The sequence below is a fragment of the Neisseria lactamica genome, from assembly GCF_901482445.1.
Classification (GTDB): Bacteria; Pseudomonadota; Gammaproteobacteria; order Burkholderiales; family Neisseriaceae; genus Neisseria; species Neisseria lactamica.
Genome location: NZ_LR590477.1, coordinates 297,218 through 318,540 on the forward strand (window position 1 = coordinate 297,218; position 21,323 = coordinate 318,540).

General features: G+C 50.6%; 20 protein-coding genes and 3 tRNA genes. 16 read left to right on the forward strand and 7 right to left on the reverse strand.

Annotated elements, in window-relative coordinates; genetic code table 11:
- Positions 1–6: 6 nt before the first annotated feature.
- From FGL10_RS01700 to FGL10_RS01735, 7 genes are all read left to right on the forward strand, one after another.
- Positions 7–82 (forward strand) — tRNA-Gln (locus tag FGL10_RS01700).
- 12 nt (positions 83–94) lie between these two features.
- Positions 95–170 (forward strand) — tRNA-Gln (locus FGL10_RS01705).
- Positions 171–178: 8 nt separating this feature from the next.
- Positions 179–254 (forward strand) — tRNA-Gln (locus FGL10_RS01710).
- 175 nt (positions 255–429) lie between these two features.
- Positions 430–1,413, forward strand: a complete 984-nt coding sequence (locus FGL10_RS01715; RefSeq protein WP_013449165.1) for a ribose-phosphate pyrophosphokinase — start codon at positions 430–432, stop codon at positions 1,411–1,413.
- A gap of 66 nt (positions 1,414–1,479) precedes the next feature.
- Positions 1,480–2,052, forward strand: a complete 573-nt coding sequence (locus FGL10_RS01720; protein ID WP_138251411.1) for a 50S ribosomal protein L25/general stress protein Ctc — start codon at positions 1,480–1,482, stop codon at positions 2,050–2,052.
- Positions 2,053–2,400: 348 nt separating this feature from the next.
- Complete coding sequence (locus FGL10_RS01730; RefSeq protein ID WP_050774456.1) at positions 2,401–4,365, forward strand: site-specific DNA-methyltransferase; 1,965 nt, start codon at positions 2,401–2,403, stop codon at positions 4,363–4,365.
- 234 nt (positions 4,366–4,599) lie between these two features.
- Positions 4,600–7,251 (forward strand): restriction endonuclease, encoded by a 2,652-nt coding sequence (locus FGL10_RS01735; RefSeq protein WP_003707418.1) that lies wholly within the window; start codon positions 4,600–4,602, stop codon positions 7,249–7,251.
- Positions 7,252–7,412: 161 nt separating this feature from the next.
- Here the strand turns inward: FGL10_RS01735 and FGL10_RS01745 are convergent, their stop codons facing one another.
- Positions 7,413–8,579 (reverse strand): D-alanyl-D-alanine carboxypeptidase family protein, encoded by a 1,167-nt coding sequence (locus FGL10_RS01745; protein WP_003707424.1) that lies wholly within the window; start codon positions 8,577–8,579, stop codon positions 7,413–7,415.
- A 147-nt stretch (positions 8,580–8,726) separates the two neighbouring features.
- On the opposite strand from FGL10_RS01745, the gene ilvA reads away from it, so the two are divergent.
- Positions 8,727–10,253, forward strand: coding sequence for a threonine ammonia-lyase, biosynthetic (gene ilvA, locus FGL10_RS01755; protein WP_003707425.1), 1,527 nt, complete (start codon positions 8,727–8,729; stop codon positions 10,251–10,253).
- A 55-nt stretch (positions 10,254–10,308) separates the two neighbouring features.
- Here ilvA and FGL10_RS01760 read toward each other — a convergent pair whose 3' ends face one another.
- The 3 genes from FGL10_RS01760 to cysT all read right to left on the reverse strand — a co-directional run bounded on the left by FGL10_RS01760 (position 10,309) and on the right by cysT (position 13,462).
- A complete protein-coding gene (locus tag FGL10_RS01760; protein ID WP_003707427.1) occupies positions 10,309–11,382 on the reverse strand; it encodes a sulfate/molybdate ABC transporter ATP-binding protein in 1,074 nt (357 codons plus the stop codon).
- On the reverse strand, positions 11,379–12,239 hold the full coding sequence (cysW, locus tag FGL10_RS01765) for a sulfate ABC transporter permease subunit CysW (RefSeq protein ID WP_003707429.1): 861 nt from the start codon (positions 12,237–12,239) through the stop codon (positions 11,379–11,381). The genes FGL10_RS01760 and cysW overlap by 4 nt, the downstream gene beginning before the upstream one ends.
- Before the next feature lie 386 nt (positions 12,240–12,625).
- Positions 12,626–13,462: a sulfate ABC transporter permease subunit CysT gene (gene cysT, locus FGL10_RS01770; RefSeq protein ID WP_003707433.1), complete on the reverse strand. Its 837-nt coding sequence runs from the start codon at positions 13,460–13,462 to the stop codon at positions 12,626–12,628.
- Between the two features lie 185 nt (positions 13,463–13,647).
- Here cysT and FGL10_RS01775 point away from each other — a divergent pair, with 185 nt between their 5' ends.
- Complete coding sequence (locus FGL10_RS01775; RefSeq protein ID WP_003707437.1) at positions 13,648–13,980, forward strand: hypothetical protein; 333 nt, start codon at positions 13,648–13,650, stop codon at positions 13,978–13,980.
- Positions 13,981–14,044: 64 nt separating this feature from the next.
- Here FGL10_RS01775 and FGL10_RS01780 read toward each other — a convergent pair whose 3' ends face one another.
- Positions 14,045–14,626, reverse strand: a complete 582-nt coding sequence (locus FGL10_RS01780) for a superoxide dismutase (protein ID WP_003707439.1) — start codon at positions 14,624–14,626, stop codon at positions 14,045–14,047.
- Positions 14,627–14,791: 165 nt separating this feature from the next.
- Between FGL10_RS01780 and dnaB the strand changes: the two genes are divergently transcribed.
- The 6 genes from dnaB (at position 14,792) to FGL10_RS01815 (ending at position 19,643) form a co-directional block, all read left to right on the forward strand.
- On the forward strand, positions 14,792–16,204 hold the full coding sequence (gene dnaB, locus FGL10_RS01790; protein WP_003707443.1) for a replicative DNA helicase: 1,413 nt from the start codon (positions 14,792–14,794) through the stop codon (positions 16,202–16,204).
- 144 nt (positions 16,205–16,348) lie between these two features.
- Positions 16,349–17,014, forward strand: coding sequence for a GspH/FimT family pseudopilin (locus tag FGL10_RS01795; protein WP_003707444.1), 666 nt, complete (start codon positions 16,349–16,351; stop codon positions 17,012–17,014).
- Positions 17,015–17,043: 29 nt separating this feature from the next.
- Positions 17,044–17,655: a type IV pilus modification protein PilV gene (pilV, locus tag FGL10_RS01800; protein WP_036469211.1), complete on the forward strand. Its 612-nt coding sequence runs from the start codon at positions 17,044–17,046 to the stop codon at positions 17,653–17,655.
- Positions 17,652–18,593: a PilW family protein gene (locus FGL10_RS01805; protein ID WP_003707448.1), complete on the forward strand. Its 942-nt coding sequence runs from the start codon at positions 17,652–17,654 to the stop codon at positions 18,591–18,593. Before pilV ends, FGL10_RS01805 begins: the two co-directional genes overlap by 4 nt.
- Positions 18,572–19,168 carry a pilus assembly PilX family protein gene (locus FGL10_RS01810; protein ID WP_003707450.1) on the forward strand — a complete coding sequence of 199 codons (597 nt, stop codon included), beginning with the start codon at positions 18,572–18,574 and terminating at the stop codon, positions 19,166–19,168. The genes FGL10_RS01805 and FGL10_RS01810 overlap by 22 nt, the downstream gene beginning before the upstream one ends.
- A 1-nt stretch (position 19,169) precedes the next feature.
- Entirely contained in the window at positions 19,170–19,643 is a 474-nt protein-coding gene (locus FGL10_RS01815) for a PilX family type IV pilin (RefSeq protein WP_025457170.1), read from the forward strand.
- Between the two features lie 69 nt (positions 19,644–19,712).
- Here FGL10_RS01815 and FGL10_RS01820 read toward each other — a convergent pair whose 3' ends face one another.
- Positions 19,713–20,021 carry a branched-chain amino acid transport AzlD family protein gene (locus tag FGL10_RS01820; protein ID WP_003707454.1) on the reverse strand — a complete coding sequence of 103 codons (309 nt, stop codon included), beginning with the start codon at positions 20,019–20,021 and terminating at the stop codon, positions 19,713–19,715.
- Complete coding sequence (locus FGL10_RS01825; protein ID WP_036469214.1) at positions 20,018–20,728, reverse strand: AzlC family ABC transporter permease; 711 nt, start codon at positions 20,726–20,728, stop codon at positions 20,018–20,020. The genes FGL10_RS01820 and FGL10_RS01825 overlap by 4 nt, the downstream gene beginning before the upstream one ends.
- A gap of 141 nt (positions 20,729–20,869) precedes the next feature.
- On the opposite strand from FGL10_RS01825, the gene dut reads away from it, so the two are divergent.
- Positions 20,870–21,322, forward strand: a complete 453-nt coding sequence (gene dut, locus FGL10_RS01830; RefSeq protein ID WP_003707457.1) for a dUTP diphosphatase — start codon at positions 20,870–20,872, stop codon at positions 21,320–21,322.
- Position 21,323: the final 1 nt, after the last annotated feature.

The window sequence follows — 21,323 nt, forward strand, 5'->3', positions numbered from 1 at the left end:
CATTGTTGGGGAGTCGTCAAGCGGTTAAGACACTGGATTTTGATTCCAGCATGCGAAGGTTCGAATCCTTCCTCCCCAGCCAAGCCAAACAAGTTGGGGAGTCGTCAAGCGGTTAAGACACTGGATTTTGATTCCAGCATGCGAAGGTTCGAATCCTTCCTCCCCAGCCATATTTTTTTGGGGAGTCGTCAAGCGGTTAAGACACTGGATTTTGATTCCAGCATGCGAAGGTTCGAATCCTTCCTCCCCAGCCAGATAAAGGCGTGTAAGGGTACTTGCACGCCTTTGTTGTTGGCGGGGCAAAAAAATCGAAATGCCTTTGTTCGCACCGGATGTTGCAGGTATAATGTCGGGCTTGGGTACAAGGTACAGGCGGAGGGAAACATTATGTTTTCTGAGCGGAAGTTAAACATAAAATCAGGTGAGAATATGGCTGCTTATGACAGTTTGATGGTGTTTACGGGTAACGCCAATCCCGAATTGGCGCAACGTGTTGTCAAACATTTGGATATTTCTTTGGGCAATGCTTCCGTATCCAAGTTTTCAGATGGCGAAGTTGCCGTCGAACTCTTGGAAAACGTGCGCGGCCGCGATGTCTTTATCCTTCAGCCTACTTGCGCGCCGACCAATGACAACCTGATGGAAATCTTAACAATGGCGGATGCGCTCAAACGCGCTTCGGCAGGCCGCATCACGGCAGCCATTCCGTATTTCGGCTATGCCCGCCAAGACCGCCGTCCGCGTTCCGTCCGTGTTCCAATCTCTGCCAAACTGGTGGCGAATATGCTCTATTCGGCAGGCATTGATCGTGTTCTGACCGTTGATTTGCACGCAGACCAGATTCAAGGTTTTTTCGATATTCCTGTGGATAATATTTATGCCACCCCGATTCTGTTGAACGATATCAAGCAGCAGCGGATTGAAAATCTGACTGTCGTCAGCCCCGACATCGGCGGGGTCGTCCGCGCCCGCGCAGTGGCAAAATCCTTGAATGCCGATTTGGCGATTATCGATAAACGCCGCCCGAAAGCCAATGTGGCGGAAGTCATGAACATTATCGGCGATATTCAAGGTCGTACTTGCTTGATTGTGGATGATATGATTGACACCGCGAATACCTTGTGTAAAGCTGCCGTCGCCCTGAAAGAGCGGGGGGCGGAACGTGTTTTGGCCTATGCCAGCCACGCCGTATTCTCCGGAGAGGCGGTCAGCCGGATTGCCTCGTCCGAAATCGACCAAGTTGTTGTAACAGATACCATTCCTTTGTCTGATGCGGCCAAACAATGCGACCGTATCCGTCAGGTAACGATTGCCGGTCTGTTGGCCGAAACCGTCCGCCGCATCAGCAATGAAGAATCCGTCTCATATCTTTTCAATGAAGAAGTGATGACAGGCAGTATGTTGCTGCCATAAGCCCGAAGCCGTCTTAAGCTGGTCGCGGCCGATGACGGTAGTTTTATTTAACTTGGAGTATTTAGTATGACTTATGAAATTCAAGCCTCTGTTCGTGAAGCACAAGGCACTGGTGCGAGCCGCCGCCTGCGTCGCGAAGGTCAAATCCCCGGTATTTTGTACGGCGAAGGTCAAGAGCCCGTTGCGATTGCTGTGGATCATAAGACCGTATTCTACGCATTGGAAAAAGAATCTTTCCATACCGCGTTGATTAAATTGTCTCTGAACGGCGAAACCAAAGACGTTATCGTCCGTGATTTCCAAATGCACCCGTTCCGCCGCGAAGTCCAGCACATCGACTTCCAAGCCGTTAAAGCCGATCAGCTTGTACGCATCCGCGTTCCCCTGCACATTGTTAACGCTGAAAACTCTCAAGCCGTTAAATTGCAAGGCGGTCGTGTATCTCTGTTGAACACTACTGTTGAAGTGCTTGCGCTGCCTGCCAATATTCCTGCTTTCTTGGATTTGGATTGTGCCGAAGTGGTTGCCGGCGACATTTTGCATTTGCCAGACATCAAATTGCCTGAAGGTGTAGAAAGCGTTTCCTTGAAACGTAATGAAAATCTGGCTGTTGCCACCGTTACCGGTAAAAAACGCTGATTGATTGAAAAGCAGGCGGTACGTATATGATGCGTACCGCCTTATTGTTTTGGGCTGTGTTTCAATATTTGGTTGATTTCATCCGTTTATAAGGGAAAACCGCTTATTTCCGTTCGGGTGGAAATCTATCCGGACGTATTGCGCGACAACGGATGCTTGGCTCAAAAACGGCATTTCCTACCGGATGAAAATGAAGAAGATATGTCGTTCACATTCCGGCAGCCGCCCGATCCGAACCGGCTATCAGAGATAGTCGATCAACTTTTATCCTGAAAATCACTTTTCTTTCAACTTTTGAAATATCCCGATAAAAGAATATTTCGTAACCCGCTCTTGATGGACATAGTTATGGCAACCGAACCGAACCGAACCGAACCGAACCGAACCGAACCGAACCGAACCGAACCGAACCGAACCGAACCGAACCGAACCGAAATTATACACGATTTAGAAAATAATTTCAAACAAAACAACATATTAAAACTCAAACAAATCTTTCCCGAAGTCTTTTGCGAAGGCCAAATCGATTTTGAGAAGCTCAAACTCGTCCTCGGCGCGGAAAACCTTGCCGGCGCGGGCGAACGTTACCAACTCGATTGGGCGGGTAAAACCGCCGCCTATCTCAACCTGCAAAGCCCCACTTCCCGAACCCTTGTTCCTTGCAAAGAAGAATCCGCAGATTTCGACGGCACGCAAAACGTGTTTATCGAAGCCGAAAACCTCGAAGCACTGAAAATCCTGCAAAAATCCTACGCCGGCAGCGTGAAGATGATTTACATCGACCCGCCCTACAATACCGGCAACGATTCCTTCGTCTATCCCGACAAATTCTCCGAAAGCCGCGAAGAATACGCCCGCCGCGTGGGCGATACCGACGACGCGGGCTACCTGAAGCGCGACGGCGTGTTCCAGGGCGCGTGGCGCAAAAACGGCAAAGACAGCGGCCATTACCACAGCAACTGGCTCTCTATGATGCTGCCGCGCCTGCATCTGGCGAAAACCCTGCTGCGCGAAGACGGCGTGATTTTTATCAGTATCGACGACAACGAACAGGCACAGTTGAAACTGCTGTGTGATGAAGTGTTTGGGGCGGAGAATTTTGTGTCAAATATTATATGGGAGAAGAGGTATACCAGAAGTAACAACGCCCGCATGTTCACAACATTAACGGAGCAGATAGTTTGCTACAGGAAATCTGATAACTTACAGGAGTTAAAAGAGCCTAGAAATGAAAAAGCAGATTCCACTTATACCAATCCAGATAATGACCCAAGAGGAGTATGGACAAGCGTATCTTGTGTTAACCCAGCAACAAAGGAACAACGCCCGAATTTATCATATGAAATACAAAATCCACACACGGGAGAAGTCATTACACACCCAACAAATGCATGGAAATTTGAGCATTCAAAATATTTATCCTATCAGGAAGATAACAGACTGTATTGGGGAAAGAATGGAGAAAACAAATATCCACGCTTAAAGAAATTTCTCACAGAGATGGATGGCGGAATGGTGCCAGTTGATTTATGGAAACATGATGAAACAGGAACAACAGATGCTGCCAGCAAAGAGTTGGAATCCATGATTGGTAAAGGAATATTTACTTTTCCGAAACCTCCTTCATTAATCAAAAGGATGCTTAAAATTGCATCAAATAAAAAAGATTCAATTATATTAGACTTCTTCTCCGGCAGCGGCACTACCGCCCACGCCGTGATGCAGCTTAATGCCGAAGACGGCGGCAGCCGCCGTTTCATCTGCGTCCAACTTCCCGAAGAAACCGACGAAAAATCCGAAGCGCGCAAGGCGGGTTTCGACACGATTGCCGAAATCGCCAAAGAACGCATCCGCCGCGCGGGCAGGCAGATTTCAGACGGCCTTCAAAGCGGTCAAAACGTGGATACGGGCTTTAAAGTCTTCAAACTTGCCGAAAGCGGTTTCAAACAATGGCGGCAGTCCGGACAAGCCGATACGGAAGCCCTGCAACGCGAATTGTCCTTGAACATTGATTCCGTACTGTCTGAAACGCCGTCTGAAAACCTGCTCTGCGAATTGATGCTGCGTTTAGGTTTGAAGCTGACTTGCAAGGTTTCGCTTTCAGACGGCGTGTATTTTGTGGAAGACGAGGATACGGGCGGACTGTACGCCTTCCTGCTGGAACGCGTGAATCAGGATTTGATTGATGCCGTGCTGGCGAAGCATCCCGTCAAGGCGGTGGTTTTGGACAGGCTGTTCGACGGCGACGACGCGCTCAAAGGCAATACCGTATTGCAGATGAAGGACGCGGGCGTGATGTTCGAATGCGTGTAGTCAGCGGAAAACCGGAAGTGCCGTCTGCCGTCATTCCCGCGCAGGCGTGAATCTAGAAACTCAAAGTTGCAAGAATTTATCGGAAATGACTGAAACCCAACGAACCTAGATTCCCACTTTCGCGGGAATGACGATATATCAGTTTCTGCGCCGACAGGTCTGGATTCCCGCCTGCGCGGGAATGACGGCAAAGAGGTGGATTTTCCGCGCGACAGCGGATAGAAGGAAATAAAAATGGAATTGAAATTTGAAGAACTGCCCTATCAGCTTGATGCGGTAAATGCCGTTGCGAATCTTTTTGCAGGGCAGCCGAACCACGCCCGGACATTTGATTTGACCAGTCAGGGGACGGGGCGGTTTGTCGGCAACGGCTTGGATTTGGATTGGGAAACGCTGGGTCGGAATCTGAATGCGGTACAAAAGCAAAACGGACAGCCTAAAACGAAAATTGGCGAGCACGGGCGGAATTTTTCCCTGGAAATGGAAACGGGTACGGGCAAAACCTATGTCTATCTGCGTACGGTTTACGAATTAAACCGCCGCTACGGCTGGAAGAAATTTGTCATTGTCGTACCGAGCGTACCGATACGCGAAGGCGTGTTGAAAAGCCTGGAAATTATGAAGGCGCATTTTGACGGGGTGTTCGGCAGGCCCGTGATGCGTTATTCGGAATATTCAAGCGGCAGGCTGTCGGACTTGCGCGCTTTTGCGGTAAACGACCATATCGAAATTTTAGTTATCAACATCCAGTCGTTTGAAAAAGACGGAAACGTAATCAATAAGGTAAACGAAAGCGGGGACGCGCCGATTAAGTTTATTCAGGAAACGTGTCCCATCGTCATCATCGACGAGCCGCAAAATATGGAAACGGAAGGCCGTCTGAACGCTTTGGCATCGCTCAATCCGCTCTTTACCCTGCGCTATTCGGCAACGCATAAAAACCCTTACCACAAGGTGTACAGCCTGAATCCCGTGCAGGCATACAATTTGAAGCTGGTCAAGCAAATCGAAGTTTTGCCGGTATTGGCGGAAAACGATGTGAACGGCGCATTTGCGGAGCTGCTGGAAGTGAAACAGGCGGCCAAAGGCCGTCTGAAAGCCGATTTGAACATTCATTATCAGGATAAAAAGGAGACCAAGAAGAAAAAGGTATCCGTCAAATCGGGAGACGATTTGTTTGAAAAATCGGGCGGCAACGAAGCCTACCGCCACGGTTTCATCATCGACGGCCTGGATTTTGAGAATCAGGAATTGGCGTTCTCAAGCGGTAAAACCATTATGCGCGGCGGAGACGGCGACGCGGTGCGCGATGAAATTATGAAAAACCAAATCCGCGAAACGGTAAGGGAGCATTTGGCGAAGGAGAAACGGCTGAATCCGCTGGGGATTAAGGTGTTGTCGCTGTTCTTCATCGACCGCGTGGAGAATTACCGCACAGAAGACGGAACGGCAGGCAAGTTTGCCCTTTGGTTTGAAGAAATCTATCGGGAGCTTGCAGGCAATAGCGATACGGCGGGCGTACACGACGGCTATTTCTCGCAAGACAAGAAAGGCCGTCTGAAAAACACTGACGGCACGACGCAGGCGGACAACGATACCTACCGCCTCATTATGCGCGACAAGGAAACCCTGCTTTCCTTTGATAGCCCGCTGCGCTTTATCTTTTCCCATTCCGCGCTGAAAGAAGGCTGGGACAACCCCAATGTATTCCAAATCTGCACGCTCAACGAAACCCGCTCGCCGCTGAAAAAGCGGCAGGAAATCGGGCGCGGGCTGCGTATCGCCGTCAATCAGGAAGGACGGCGCGTGCGCGATGAAAACGTGAACATACTGACCGTTGTGCCGAACGAAAGCTACGAATTGTTTGCCGCAAATCTGCAAAAGGAATACGAAGACGAATGCGGCATCAAATTTGCCGCCGAAAACATCAAAAACGGCAATAAGAAGAAAAAACAGCTGTTCCGCAAAGATTTTCCGCTCGATCCCGAATTTCAGGCAATTTGGGACAAGTTGAAATACAAAACGCGCTACCGCGTGCGCTTCGATACGGAAGAATTGATCGAACAGGCTTCGGCGGCGGTGGCAAACCTGCCGGAAATCCAAAAGCCGAAAATCCGCGTCCGTAAGGCACAATTAAAACAATCACAAACCTATGGTATCGAAACAGTCGAAATTGCCAGCCGCAGCCGCGAAATGGACGTTCAATGGGAGATTCCGGACATACTCGGCGAGATTCAAAGAAAAACGGGGCTGACGCGGCGCACGGTGTACGAAATCATCATACAGTCAGGCCGTCTGAAAGATGTGCCGGGCAATCCGCAACGCTTCATCGACCTTGCCGCCGAAGCGGTAAACCGCAGCCTGCACGCGTTGATGGCGGCAGGAATCGAGTATGAGAGAACCGGCGAAGTGTACGACCAAAAGCTGTTGGAAGATATGGCGCGCGAAGGCATCGAGTTTTATGAAAACAACTTTACATTTGCAGTAAGTAATCCGCAAAAAACCATTTGCGAAAACTATATTCCATTGGATTCCGGCACGGAACAAGCCTTTGCCCGAAATTGCGAGGATTATGATGCCGAAAATGAAGGCGGCGTGGCGTTTTACTTCAAACTGCCCGGCTGGTTCAAAATCCCGACCCCGCTGGGCAATTACAATCCCGATTGGGCGGTGGTAAAACAAGTTCGGGACAAAGTGTATTTCGTTGCGGAAACCAAAAACACCGGCAAAGGCATTCAGACCGGCGTGGACACGGACAAGCTGCGCCAAAATGAGAGGCTGAAAATCAAATGCGGCAAGCGGCATTTTGAAGCGCTGGATGGTTTGGCATACCGTGTTGTGGAAAAAGTGGGGGACTTAAAGTCGGAAAAAGAGGAGCAGGCTTAAAACAAACAGGTGTAATCGTAGTATGGCGATGTTGGATTGGGGCGGCGGCAACCGAAGATGCGGATATGGTAATGACTTTGATTGGGTAAACCGATCGGGGACTGAAGATTGTTTCAGACGACCTTTTGATTCCCTTATCTCGGAAATGGGAATATGGAAGGCTATTGCCCTGTCAGACGCGTCCAAAGCCTTTGCCACCGGCTTCTTTTTTCTACATTTTCCAGCGCGGCGATTTCTTTTTCGGCAAGGGTGTATCCGTTTTGTCTGATTTTGATTTTTCCTAAAATCTGCCCTTTTTTTACCGGGGCGGGAATCGGCTGTATGGTTTCCAAAATTTGTTCGGCTGTTTTCGCTTCCTTATGTGGCAGAGTGATGTAGACTTCTTTGAGGAAGCCTGCGCGGACGGTTTTTTTGCTGCCTCCGGAAATTTGGATTTGGGCAACGGTTTTGCCTTTCGGATATATTTTGGGCGTATCGAAGGCCTGCAATGCCCGGTTCAGCAGCTTGCTGTTGTCCGATGCGCGTGTTTCCGCCGATTCCGAACCCAATGTGATGACAAGGATGTGCCTGCCGTTGCCGGAGTATGACACGGCAAGGTTGTAGCCGCCGCTTTCCGTATGGCCGGCTTTCAGACCGTTTACATTGTTGTCCCTATATAAAAGGATATTGCGGTTGTTTTGTTCTATGTTTTCAAACTTGAACGATTTGATGGAAAACAGCGGGTAATATTCCGGAAAGTCGCGCATCAATGCTTCGGCAAGGAGGGCGAGGTCGCGGGCGGTGGAAACTTGTCTTTCTTGGCTCAAACCGGTCGGATTTCTGAATAAAGTGTTCTTCATACCCAAGCGTCGGGCTTCTTCATTCATCTGTTTGACGAAGTTTTCTATCGAACCGTTGCCCAGCCTGCCGGCAAGGGTTAGGGCGGCATCGTTTGCGGACAGGACAATCATACCTTTTAAGAGCGTGTCGGTTCTAACGCTGCCGCCGGGCCGGACAAACATTCTGCTGCCTTCCGATTTCCACGCCGATTCGCGTATTTTTAAGGTTTCTTCAGGGCGGATATTTCCCGATTTCAAATTTTTGAAAACCAGATAGGCGGTCATTAATTGCGCCAGTGCAGCAGGTTCTGCGGGGGCATCGATGTTTTTGGCGGATAGGGTCTGTCTGCTTTGGAGGTCGATGACGACGTGTGCCGCAGCAAGGGTTTCCGGCGTTTGAGGGGAGGATGCCGCGCGTACCGGCAGCCTGTTTGAAGAAAGGGCGGCGGGTGCGGGAGAGGCGGCTAAAATGATGGGGATTAAGATTGACAGGGCTTTATGTGCAGTCATGAAAGGTGTTAACCGTATAATCGCTTCAGTTTGCCGATTATACGCCCGGGATGGGCGTGCGGGCGGATTTTTCTTGCTTTCGGGCTGTCTTAGGCGTATGGTTTCGGGTTTTGTGATTTTAACAAACCGATTATCCCATATTGAATTATGAACACGCCCCTTCCTTATTCCGATTACCTTATCCGCATCCTGACGGCATCTGTTTATGATGTGGCGGTGGAAACGCCTTTGGAACCGGCACGCAGCCTTTCTGCACGTTCGGAAAACAATGTTTTGCTGAAACGCGAAGATTTGCAGCCGGTTTTTTCGTTCAAAATACGCGGCGCGTATAACAAAATGTCCAAGTTGCCGAAAGATGCGCTTGCCTGCGGCGTGATTGCGGCAAGCGCGGGCAACCATGCACAAGGCGTGGCGTTGTCCGCACAGCGTTTGGGCTGCCGTGCCGTTATCGTTATGCCGGAGACTACGCCGAAAATCAAAGTGGATGCGGTCAAAAGCCGTGGCGGCGAGGTGGTTTTGCGCGGTGTTTCATACAACGATGCCTACGATTATGCGATGGAGTTGGCGGAAAAAGAAGGGCTGACCTATATCGCACCGTTTGACGATCCCGATGTGATTGCGGGGCAGGGGACGGTGGGGATGGAAATTGTCAGCCAGCATCCGGATGATATTCACGCCGTATTCGTCCCGATAGGGGGAGGCGGTTTGGCGGCGGGCGTGGCGGCATTTATCAAGCAGGTTCGTCCCGAAATCAAAGTTATCGGCGTACAGACCAACGATTCCTGCTGTATGAAGCAGTCGGTCGAAGCGGGAGAAATCGTCCATTTGAAAGATGTCGGGCTGTTTTCAGACGGCACGGCGGTCAAAGTCGTCGGAAACGAAACCTTCCGCCTCTGCAAAGAACTTTTGGATGAAATCATTACAGTCGATACCGATGCGGTTTGCGGTGCGGTCAAGGATATTTTCGATGATATGCGCAGCATTACCGAGCCGGCCGGCGCGTTGGCATTGGCGGGACTGAAGGCTTATATCGCACGCGGCGGCATCAAGGGGCAGACCCTGATTGCCGTTACCAGCGGTGCGAATATGAATTTTCACCGTTTGCGCCACGTTTCGGAACGGAGCGAATTGGGCGAGGGCAACGAAGGCATTTTTGCCGTAACCATTCCCGAAGAACGCGGCAGCTTCCTTAAGTTTGTCAATATATTGGGAAATAGGAATATTACCGAGTTCAACTACCGCTACGGGGACGATGAAAAAGCGCATATTTTTGTCGGACTTCAAGCGGCAGGCCCGCAGGATTTGGCGGTTATCGGCAGCCGGTTGGATGAGGCGGGATTGCCCAATGTCGATTTGACCAACAATGAGATTGCCAAAATCCATATCCGCTATATGGTCGGAGGGCGGACGGACAAAGTGGCAAACGAGCGGCTGGTCAGTTTTGAGTTTCCGGAGCGTCCGGGGGCGTTGGCACGCTTTTTGAACCATATGCAGGGAGGGTGGAATATTACGCTCTTCCATTACCGCAACCACGGTGCGGATTACGGGCGGATTTTGGTCGGTATCGACGTGCCGCCGCACGATGCCGCCGCATTTGACGGTTTCTTGGAAAGTCTGGGATACAGCTATCACGAGGAAACGCAAAATGCCGCGTACAAGCTGTTTCTTGCTTAATGGGTAATACACAATGCCGTCTGAAAGCCTTTCAGACGGCATTGTGCTTTCAAGGTTAAATCGAATATTCGATCAGCTCGTTTTGAGAAAAGACATAAATCTGTTTCGGAATCAGCTTCAATTCTTTTCCTTCGGCGATTGGGTAGCGCGCGGCATCGCTGCCAGCCAGCGTGATATGCACGTCCTGTTTGCCGTGTTTCACCAAAACGTGCGTCAATGCGCCGACGGCGTGGATTTTTTCGATTTCGGCACAAATCATCGGGGTTTCGTGTTCGGCGGCGATCTGCCATTCGTGCGGACGGATATAGCCGGTGGCGGTTTGCTCCTGCCATTTGTATTGCGCGTCCAATTTCCACGCGAAACCGTTGTAATGCCAGAAGCCTTTTTCGATTCTGCCTTCAAAAGCGTCGGTTTCGCCGAGGAACTCGGTAACGAAGGCGTTTTCGGGTTTGCGGTAAATGGCTTCGGCACTGCCGGTTTGTTCGATTTTGCCGTGGTTCATCACGACGATTTCGTCGGAAACTTCGAGGGCTTCTTCTTGGTCGTGCGTAACCAGAATGCTGGTTACGCCTAGGTTGTGATGGATGTCGCGCAACCAGGTGCGTAATTCTTTGCGTACTTTGGCATCCAGCGCGCCGAAGGGTTCGTCCAAAAGCAGGAGTTTCGGTTCGACCGCAAGCGCGCGGGCGAGGGCGATGCGCTGGCGTTGCCCGCCGGAGAGTTGGTGCGGATAGGATTTTGCCAAATGCGAGAGTTGTACGAGTTTCAGCAATTCTTCGACTTTGGCGCGGATTTGTCCTTTGGACGGGCGTTCGGACTTGGGCAATACGGTCAAACCGAAAGCGACGTTGTCAAACACGTTCATGTGGCGGAAGAGGGCGTAGTGTTGGAACACGAAACCGACTTTGCGTTCGCGGACGTGTTTGGCGGTTACGTCCTGCCCGTCAAACAGAATCTTGCCGCCGTCGGCGTTTTCCAGTCCGGCGATAATGCGTAAAAGTGTGGTTTTGCCGCAGCCGGACGGGCCGAGCAGGGAAACGAGTTTGCCGGTGGGGACGTTGAGGTTGATGTTTTTCAGCACATGAAAATTGCCGAAGTGTTTGTTTAAGTTTTGGATGGTGATGCTCATGCTGCGTTCCTTTCGGCGGCGGCGAGTTTTTTATCTTGTAATTTGGTGATGATGTTTTGCACCGCCAGCGTCGCCAGTGCCAAAAGTGCCAATACGCCGGAGAGGGCGAATGCGCCGGTGAAATTGTATTCGTTGTAGAAGATTTCGACCAAAAGCGGAATGGTGTTGGTTTCGCCGCGTATATGTCCCGATACCACGCTGACCGCGCCGAATTCGCCCATCGCGCGGGCGTTGGTAAGGATGATGCCGTAGAGTAACGCCCATTTGATGTTGGGCAGGGTAACGCGCCAAAACATCTGCCAGCCGCTTGCGCCGAGTATCATGGCGGCCTGTTCTTCGCTGTCGCCCTGCGCCTGCATCAGCGGGATGATTTCGCGCGCGACAAAGGGGAAGGTAACGAACAGCGTCGCCAAAACAATGCCGGGGATGGCGAAAATAATCTGTATGCCTTGCGCTTCGAGCCGGCCGCCCAATGCCGTGTGCGCGCCGAACAATAAGACGAACATCAAACCGGCAACCACGGGCGATACGGAAAACGGCAAATCGAGCAGGGTGGTCAGCAACTGCTTGCCGCGAAAATCAAAACGGGTCAGCAGCCACGCCATCGCCACGCCCAAGACGGCATTGACGGGGACGACAATCAGCGCGGTAATCAGCGTCAATTTGATGGCAGACCATGCTTCGGAATCGCTTAAGGATTTCAGGTACAAATCCCAACCGCCTTTTAAGGCTTCGTAAAACACGGCGACGAGCGGCACGACCAGCATCAGCAGCAGAAAGCCCAAGGCGGCGGTAATCAGCAACACGCGCAGCCAACGCGGTTCGGTCAGGTTGGGATTGGCGGAATAGGGTTTCATAGCGGTGGTGTTCCCCGGTTGGTTTGAAAATGTTTGGAGGTCGTCTGAAAAACTGTGTTTTGGGGAGCGGATTCGTTTTCAGACGACCTTTTATCTTTTATGTTAAAAGAGAAATAAAAAAGTCTAGCTGCCGTCATTCCCGCGCAGGCGGGAATCCATTAGTGAATTTCGGCTGCCTTATTGATTTTCTGTTTTCCTGTTGCCTTGTGGCGGATTCCCGCCTGCGCGGGAATGACGGCAACAGCGTAGTTCAGGTTTTCAGACGACCTTTTTAGAAGGCAGGTCGGATTCTTGAATCCGACAAAATATCCGGTGTTCCGGTGTTTCAGTTCCAGGTGTCAAAACATCAGATTTAAGAATCCGACCTACGTTTTTCAGACGGTCTATCAACCCTTCGCGCCCGAACGCCTGCCCAACGCCCACTGCATCACGTTCAGCGCAAACAGGATGACAAACGAAATCATCAGCATAAACAACGCTACTGCCGACGCGCCCTGTACGTCGAACTGTTCCAACTTGCCCGTAATAATCAGCGGCAAGATTTCGGAAACCATCGGAATATTGCCCGCGATAAAAATCACCGAGCCGTATTCCCCCGTTGCCCGCGCGAACATCATTCCCGCGCCGGTCAAGAGTGCCGGCGTGATTTCCGGCAGCAGCACGCGGCGGAACGTCGTAAAGCGGTTTGCACCCAAAGTCGCCGCCGCTTCCTCATATTCGCCCGATAATTCTTCCAATACCGGCTGCACGGCGCGGATGATAAAGGGCAGGCTGACGACGACCAGCGAAATCCAAATGCCGACGGGCGTAAATGCGATTTTGATGCCCAAAGGCTCGAAAAAACGGCCTATCCAACCGTTTGGCGCATACAGGGTTGCCAACGCGATACCGGTAACCGCCGTCGGCAGCGCAAACGGCAAATCGACCAGCGCGTTCACCAGACCCTTGCCCGGGAATTCATAGCGCACCAACACCCACGCCACCAGCGTGCCGAACACGATATTGGTCAGCATCGCATAAAACGACATCCGCAAACTCAGCCACACCGCTGCCAACACGTTCGGCTCGGTAATTGTGTTCCAAAAGCCGCCCCAGCCGATTTCCGCCGCCTTCGCCGTCATCATCGCAAACGGCAAAACCACCAGAAGCGACAGGCACAATACGGTCAGACCGAGGCTGATTTTGAAGCCGGGCAGTACGCCGGGCGTTTTGAGCAGTAACATAAAACAATGCTGAAAATAAGGAAAAGGAAGGGCTACTTTAACGATGCCGTCCGAAAAACGGAAAGAATGGAAAGTTTGGTGCAAAGACGAATTTGTTATAAAGCGGTTGGCAGTTTCTCAAGCGGGCTCGATGTTTTAAAATAACGCCTTGTTTTGACGGAAAACCATCATATAAAGGAACACTTATGCAGATTTTATCTTTTCAGGAAAGTATTGCGGAGCGTATGCTCGTCGGCACGGAAGGAGAATCGGTGCATCGGGACGCGCAGTTCGTCCAAACGGCAAACGGTTATTGGATTGCGTGGCATCAAGGTTTGGCGGCATTGCTTGCGCCGGATACGCCTCCCGATATTCCGTGTTTTTGGGTAGAGGGGGCGGAAAGCCTTGAAGAATTGTGCGCCATGGTCGAGCGCGGCGAGTTTGACGAAGTGGAAGAGTTTGACGGCGATGACGACGCGTGGCTCGAAGCGGCTAAAGGTTGCGGGTACCACGGCGACGCTTGCGCTTGCGGACATTGATTCGGATTTCCCGTAAAAAATGCCGTCTGAAATGTGTTCAGACGGCATTTTGCCGGTTTGCGGCTTATGCGGCGAAGCGTTTGGCGACTTCGTCCCAGTTGACGATTTCCCAAAAACCTTTCAGGTAGTTGGGACGGCTGTTGCGGTAGTCGATGTAATAGGCGTGTTCCCACACGTCGCAGGTCAGCAGCGGAGTGTTTTCAGTGGTCAGCGGAGTTACCGCGTTGGAAGTGGAAACCAAATCCAATCCGCCGGCAGGGGTTTTTACCAGCCACGCCCAACCGGAGCCGAAAGTACCGGCCGCGCAGGCATTGAACGCTTCTTGGAATTTCTCGAAGCTGCCCCATTTCGCGTCGATGGCGGCGGCCAGTTCGCCGGAAGGTTTGCCTTGACCTTTGGGCGTGAAACCCAGCCAGTAGAAGGTGTGATTCCAAGTTTGCGCAGCGTTGTTGAACACGCCGCCCGAAGATTTTTTCACAATCTCTTCCAGAGGCAGGTTTTCAAATTTCGTACCTTTGATTTGATTGTTCAGATTGGTGATGTAGGTTTGATGGTGTTTGCCGTAGTGGAATTCCAAAGTCTCTTTGCTCAGATGCGGGGACAATGCGTCCGGCTCATAAGGCAGTTGCGGCAGCTTATGTTCCATTTTGTGCTCCTAATATTGTTTTAAATGTTGTATTTTGGCAGTGTTGCTGCAAATAACCCTGCAGCTTGCGTATTCTACCTGTTTTGCGGTGCGGAAACCAATTGAACCTGCTTTACGCTATAATAGAAGATTGCAATTTCGGCACAATAGATAGGATGCACCATCATGAACGATTACGCGGCTATGCCGTCTGAAGACCGTGAGATCAGCCCATTGTCGCTTCCGCCGCACTCAATGGAGGCGGAACAATCCGTTTTGGGCGGGCTGTTGCTGGAAAATCCGGCTTGGGACAGGATTGCCGATGTGGTTTCGGGAGAGGATTTCTACCGCCACGAACACCGCCTGATTTTCCGATCTGTTGCCAAACTGATTAATGAGAGCCGTCCTGCCGATGTGATTACGGTTCAGGAAGATTTGCAGCGGAACGAAGAATTAGAAGCGGCAGGCGGATTCGAATATCTGATTTCCCTGGCGCAAAACACCCCGTCTGCCGCCAACATCCGGCGTTATGCCGAAATCGTGCGCGAGCGTTCCATTATGCGCCAACTCGCCGAAGTGGGAACGGAAATCGCACGCAGCGCCTACAATCCGCAAGGCAGGGACGCGGGGCAGCTTTTGGACGAGGCGGAAAACAAAGTGTTCCAAATCGCCGAAAGCACATCCAAATCCAAACAGGGCTTTTTGGAGATGCCCGATTTGCTGAAAGAAGTCGTACAGCGCATCGATATGCTTTATTCGCGCGACAATCCTGACGAAGTAACCGGCGTGCCGACAGGGTTTGCCGACCTCGATAAAAAAACCTCGGGTCTGCAGCCGGGAGATTTGATTATTGTCGCCGGCCGCCCGTCTATGGGTAAAACCGCCTTCTCCATCAATATTGCCGAGTATGTCGCCATTGAAAAACATTTGCCCGTCGCCGTTTTCTCGATGGAAATGGGCGGGGCGCAATTGGTCATGCGTATGCTCGGTTCGGTCGGACGCTTGGATCAGAGCGTCCTGAAAACAGGCAGGTTGGAAGACGAACATTGGGGGCGTTTGAACGAAGCGGTCGTCAAACTTTCCGACGCGCCTATGTTTATTGACGAAACCCCGAATCTTGCCGCCCTCGAGCTGCGCGCCCGCGCCCGCCGCCTCGCCCGCCGGTTTGACGGCAGATTAGGCTTGATCGTCATCGACTACCTGCAACTGATGGCGGGATCGGGGCGTTCGGACAACCGCGCTTCCGAGCTGGGCGAAATTTCCCGCTCCCTCAAAGCCCTGGCAAAAGAGTTGCAAGTCCCCATCATTGCCCTGTCGCAATTGAGCCGCACTGTCGAACAGCGCACCGACAAACGCCCGATGATGTCCGACTTGAGGGAGTCGGGCGCAATCGAGCAGGATGCCGACCTGATTATGTTTATGTACCGCGACGAATACTATAACCAAGAATCGGAGATGAAGGGTTTTGCGGAATGCATCATCGGCAAACACCGCAACGGCCCGGTCGGAAAAGTCATCCTGACTTGGATGGGGCAGTTTACCAAATTCGGAAATGCCGCCTATATCCCGGAATCGGCGGCGGAAGGCCGAACGGCATAATAAAATAAAAAATTATTAGGCAAAAATGGGCAAAATCGTTTAGAATCGCCTATGCGGTTTTCCTAAAAATAAAAGCGGTCCGGATGCCTTCCATCCTGCCCGCAGATAATTGAAAAATACATTACAGTTAACGTCCTATTGCTTATGTGTACACGAAAACAACAAGGTTTCACGCTAATAGAGCTGCTCATCGTGATGGTCATCGCAGCCATTATGGCGATGATAGCCCTCCCCAGTATGAGCCGGTGGATTGCATCCCGCCGTATCGCCAGTCACGCGGAGCAGGTTGCCAACCTTTTGCGTTTCTCCAGGGGCGAAGCCGTCCGGCTCAATCTCCCTGTCTATATCTGTCCTGTTCAAGTTAAAAAAGACGGTACGGTCAACAACCAATGCGACTTCAGTAAGAAGGGGCAGGGAATGTTGGCTTTCGGCGACAAAAACGGCAATAAGGCATATGACGGCGATGCTGCGGATGTTTTTCTCCGCAGCGTGGTGTTGAATGATGCCGACGACAGCCGGATTAATTATGCCTTCAACCATATCGCTTTCGGTCAGACACAGCCGACTGCCGACCGTGTTGTTTGGACTTTCAACCAAAACGGGGCATTCGGCTATTCGTCCGATCAGAATCTCACGCGCACTTCCAGATTTGTTTACTCTGACGGTTATATCCAAATCGTGTTGACAGATGCGAAGGCGGTTTCTGCCGATGAAAAGAAATTCCGTTCGGCAGTGGTTTTGATTGACGGCAGCGGCAGGGTTGAGGTTTGTCCTAGAAACGATACGCGCGCCGTATGCCAACATCAATGACTGTTTTAGTCGGTTTGGGAAATAAAAAAATGAAGAATAATGATTGCTTCCGCCTGAAAAATCCCCAGTCCGGTATGGCGCTGATAGAAGTTTTGGTTGCTATGCTCGTTCTGACCATCGGTATTTTGGCATTGCTGTCCGTGCAGTTGCGGACAGTCGCTTCCGTCAGGGAAGCGGAAACGCAAACCATCGTCAGCCAAATCACGCAAAACCTGATGGAAGGGATGTTGATGAATCCGACCATTGATTCGGACAGCAACAAGAAAAACTATAATCTTTACACAGGGTCGTACGCCCCTTCTTCCTCCGACGGCGATTTCACGCCTAATAATTTGAAAACCAAGAAGGATTTGGCAAAAGCTCAGTTGGACAGGTTCGGTTATGAATTGAAAAATGCCTTGCCGGATGCGGCAGCTATTCATTACGCCGTCTGCAAAGATTCGTCGGGTAATGCGCCGACATTGTCCGACAGCGGTGTTTTTTCTTCAAATTGCGACAATAAGGCAAACGGAGATACTTTAATTAAAGTATTGTGGGTAAATGATTCGGCAGGGGATTCGGATATTGCCCGTACGAATCTTGAGGCGAACGGCGACAATATCGTATATACCTATCAGGCAAGGGTCGGAGGTCGGGAATGAAACGTAAAATGCTAAACGTACCAAAAGGCAGTTATGATGGTATGAAGGGTTTTACCATTGTTGAATTTCTGGTTGCAGGTCTGCTCAGTATGATTGTCCTGATGGCGGTCGGATCGAGTTACTTTACGTCCCGGAAATTAAATGATGCGGCAAACGAGCGTCTTGCCGCGCAACAGGATTTGCGGAATGCGGCAACATTGATTGTCCGCGATGCGAGAATGGCGGGCGGCTTCGGTTGTTTCAATATGTCCGAGCATCCTGCAACTGATGTTATTTTCGATACGACGCAACAAAATTCTCCTTTTTCCTTAAAAAGGAACGGTATAGATAAACTTATTCCCATAGCGGAATCTTCAAATATCGGATATCCGGGTTTTACCCAGTCCGGTAAGGCATTGATTTTCCAATACGGTATCGATGATGCTAATGCAAGCGCCGCGACTACCGTCGTCAGCAGCTGTGCCGCAATATCGAAACCGGGCAAGCAAATCCTTACTTTAGAAAATGTAAAAAAAGAATTGAAGATTCCGGATACGGATAACAGGCAAAATGGCAATATTGCGCGTCAAAGGCATGAGGTCAATGCCTATGCGGTCGGCAAGATTGCCGATGAGGAAGGTTTGTTCCGCTTCCAATTGAATACTAATGGCGGATGGGGTAATCCTCAGTTGCTCGTGAAAAAAATTACCCATATGAATGTGCGGTATATCTATGTTTCCGACTGTCCTGAAGATGAAGATGCCGGCAAAGAGGAAAAATTCAAATATACGGATAAATTCGACAGCTCCAAAGGTGCTGTTACGCCTGCCGGGGTGGAGGTTTTATTGAATAGCGGTACTGATGCCAAGATTGCCGCTTCTTCAGACAATAATATTTATGCTTACCGTATCGATGCGACAATACGCGGGGGAAATGTATGCGCAAACAGAACACTTTGACGGGAATCCCGACTTCTGACGGACAGAAAGGGTTTGCACTGTTTATCGTGCTGATGGTGATGATCGTCGTGGCCTTTTTGGTTGTAACTGCCGCGCAGTCTTACAATACCGAGCAGAGGATCAGTGCCAACGAATCAGACAGGAAATTGGCTTTGTCTTTAGCCGAGGCGGCTTTGCGGGACGGCGAATTTCAGGTTTTGGATTTGGAATATACTACGGACAGTAAGGTTACATTTAGCGAAAACTGTGAAAACGGCCTGTGTACCGCAGTGAATGTGCGGACAAATAATGATAATGAAGAGGCTTTTGACAATATCGTGGTGCAAGGCAAGCCTACCGTTGAAGCCGTGAAGCGTTTTTGCCCTGCAAATTCTACCAACCTGTGTATTGACAATAAAGGGATGGTATATGGGAAAGGTACGGGAAGCGTCAGCAAAATGCCGCGTTATATTATCGAATATTTGGGTGTGAAGAATAACCAAAATATTTATAGGGTTACTGCCAAGGCTTGGGGTAAGAATGCCAATACCGTGGTCGTCCTACAATCTTATGTAAGCAATAATGATGAGCAATAAAATGGAGCAAAAAGGGTTTACATTGGTTGAGGTAATGATAGTCGTCGCGATACTCGGCATCATCAGCGTCATTGCCATACCTTCTTATCAAAGTTATATTGAAAAAGGCTATCAGTCCCAGCTTTATACGGAGATGGTCAGTATCAACAATGCTTTCAAACAGATTATTTTGAAAAATCCTGGGGAAAGTAATCAAAACCTTGAAACGGAACTGAAGAAGTTTGCGCCGGCTTATCGGATGAACCCGAAAATTGCTGAAAAATATAGTGTTTCGGGGGAATTTGTCGATGCGGCAAAATCAAGGGCATACAGGTTGGTCGGCGTTCCGAAGGCGGGGACGGGTTATACCTTGTCGGTATGGATGAACAGCGTGGGCGACGGATACAAATGCCGTGATGCCGCTTCTGCCCGAGCCTATTCGGAGACTTTGTCCGCGGATGCCGGCTGTGAAGCTTTCTCTAATCGTAAAAAATAGGGCTGTTTTGCCAATGCCGTCTGAAAATCAATGTTCAGACGGCATTTTTTACGGACATTTTGAAATGAATTATGTCATCAACCATCCCAAGATGCCTGACGAGCCGACCCCTATCAATACGGTAGGCAACATAGAAAAGCGGCAGGCTGCCAAGGCGGTTAACGCGATGGCGATAAGTTCGTGCGGCTTGTCGGATACGAAATAGGGGGCAATGACGGAAATCAGGACGCAGCCCGGCGCGGCTTCCATAATGGTTTGGGCACGGCGGCTTAAGGTTCGGTTACGCAGTGCGAAAAAGCCGATCAACCGGGTAGAGTAGGTAACGGCAAGCATAGAGGCAAACAACAGGAATGATTGGAGCGACAATAAACCTTTCATTTTTGTTCTCCCCAGAGATAAGCCGATAACAGACCGGACAGTGCGCCGGCAGGAACATACCACGCGCCGTCAACGGTCAGGTAAACGGCGGATGCAATAATCAGGCTGACAAACCATGGTCTTGATGCGGAAAAACCTTTCCACATCCCTCTCAATAAAACCAGAAATACGGCAGGGAACGCCATACCGAATCCCCAAGCGGCCACATTGCCGAAAACTGGCCCTACTGCCGCGCCGAGGGCGGCAAACCCTATCCAGGTAATGTAGAGGATAAAGCATACGCCCATATAAAAAGGCATATTGAACGCGGGCAAACCGGCTGCTTTCCGTTTTTGGATTTCGGAGAATGCCATCGCCCAGCTTTCATCACACATAAAAAACAGTGCGGGTACGGCTTTTTTCAGCGGTATTCCTTTCAGGTGTGGGGCAAGCGCCGCCCCCATCAGGATATGCCGCGAATTAATCATAAAGGTTACGGTGGCGATAAGCAGTATCGGCAGAGGTTCCGCCCACAGGTCGACCGTGGCAAATTCGGAGCCTCCGGCAAAATTCATACCGGTCATCAGCAGCATTTCCAGCCAAGTCATACCTTTTTGCCCGCCCTGCATACCGAGTATCAATGCCCAAGGCAGCAGCCCAATCAGCATAGGCGAACTTTCTTTGATGCCGCGTATAAATTCGTTATGCGGGGAAGGTGTGTGCATAATGTTCGTCTTCATAACCGGAAGGGCGGGTATTATACATTGGCAACGGATTTCAAAACAAAACCGATTTGCCGTGTTTCAGCGTAAACACGGCTTGTGTATAATCTCCCATCTTTGAAACCGGCCGTATGCAGGAGCAAGACGATGAATATTGAAGTAGAAATGAAAGTGTTGGACGAGAGAATGGCGGATTTTGCCCCTGCCTATGCGACGGCGGGTTCTGCCGGTTTGGACTTGCGCGCCTGTTTGGATGAGGAAGTCGTTTTGCAGCCGGGCGAAACGTTGCTTGTGCCGACCGGTTTGGCAATTTATTTGGCCGATCCTTCATATGCCGCCGTTTTGCTGCCCCGTTCCGGTTTGGGGCATAAACACGGTATCGTTTTGGGCAATTTGGTCGGTTTGATTGACTCCGATTATCAAGGGGAATTGAAGGTGTCGTTGTGGAACAGGGGCAGCGAACCGTTTGCCGTCAAGCCGTTTGAGCGTATCGCGCAGATGGTTATCGTTCCAATCGTGCAGGCGCGTTTCAAACGTGTTGAGGAGTTTGTCGGAAGCAGTCGGGGTGAGGGCGGCTTCGGCAGTACGGGTTTGCATTGAA

Bases quoted from the DNA above. Each gene is read 5' to 3' on its own strand.
- FGL10_RS01745 (WP_003707424.1), bottom strand. From the start codon at position 8,579: ATGACTGCACATAAAGCCCTGTCAATCTTAATCCCCATCATTTTAGCC.
- FGL10_RS01815 (WP_025457170.1), top strand. From the start codon at position 19,170: ATGGAGCAAAAAGGGTTTACATTGGTTGAGGTAATGATAGTCGTCGCG.
- FGL10_RS01760 (WP_003707427.1), bottom strand. From the start codon at position 11,382: ATGAGCATCACCATCCAAAACTTAAACAAACACTTCGGCAATTTTCAT.
- FGL10_RS01720 (WP_138251411.1), top strand. From the start codon at position 1,480: ATGACTTATGAAATTCAAGCCTCTGTTCGTGAAGCACAAGGCACTGGT.
- dut (WP_003707457.1), top strand. From the start codon at position 20,870: ATGAATATTGAAGTAGAAATGAAAGTGTTGGACGAGAGAATGGCGGAT.
- FGL10_RS01775 (WP_003707437.1), top strand. From the start codon at position 13,648: ATGCAGATTTTATCTTTTCAGGAAAGTATTGCGGAGCGTATGCTCGTC.
- cysT (WP_003707433.1), bottom strand. From the start codon at position 13,462: ATGTTACTGCTCAAAACGCCCGGCGTACTGCCCGGCTTCAAAATCAGC.
- cysW (WP_003707429.1), bottom strand. From the start codon at position 12,239: ATGAAACCCTATTCCGCCAATCCCAACCTGACCGAACCGCGTTGGCTG.
- FGL10_RS01735 (WP_003707418.1), top strand. From the start codon at position 4,600: ATGGAATTGAAATTTGAAGAACTGCCCTATCAGCTTGATGCGGTAAAT.
- FGL10_RS01805 (WP_003707448.1), top strand. From the start codon at position 17,652: ATGAAACGTAAAATGCTAAACGTACCAAAAGGCAGTTATGATGGTATG.
- FGL10_RS01820 (WP_003707454.1), bottom strand. From the start codon at position 20,021: ATGAAAGGTTTATTGTCGCTCCAATCATTCCTGTTGTTTGCCTCTATG.
- FGL10_RS01780 (WP_003707439.1), bottom strand. From the start codon at position 14,626: ATGGAACATAAGCTGCCGCAACTGCCTTATGAGCCGGACGCATTGTCC.
- ilvA (WP_003707425.1), top strand. From the start codon at position 8,727: ATGAACACGCCCCTTCCTTATTCCGATTACCTTATCCGCATCCTGACG.
- FGL10_RS01810 (WP_003707450.1), top strand. From the start codon at position 18,572: ATGCGCAAACAGAACACTTTGACGGGAATCCCGACTTCTGACGGACAG.
- FGL10_RS01715 (WP_013449165.1), top strand. From the start codon at position 430: ATGGCTGCTTATGACAGTTTGATGGTGTTTACGGGTAACGCCAATCCC.
- pilV (WP_036469211.1), top strand. From the start codon at position 17,044: ATGAAGAATAATGATTGCTTCCGCCTGAAAAATCCCCAGTCCGGTATG.
- FGL10_RS01730 (WP_050774456.1), top strand. From the start codon at position 2,401: ATGGCAACCGAACCGAACCGAACCGAACCGAACCGAACCGAACCGAAC.
- dnaB (WP_003707443.1), top strand. From the start codon at position 14,792: ATGAACGATTACGCGGCTATGCCGTCTGAAGACCGTGAGATCAGCCCA.
- FGL10_RS01795 (WP_003707444.1), top strand. From the start codon at position 16,349: ATGTGTACACGAAAACAACAAGGTTTCACGCTAATAGAGCTGCTCATC.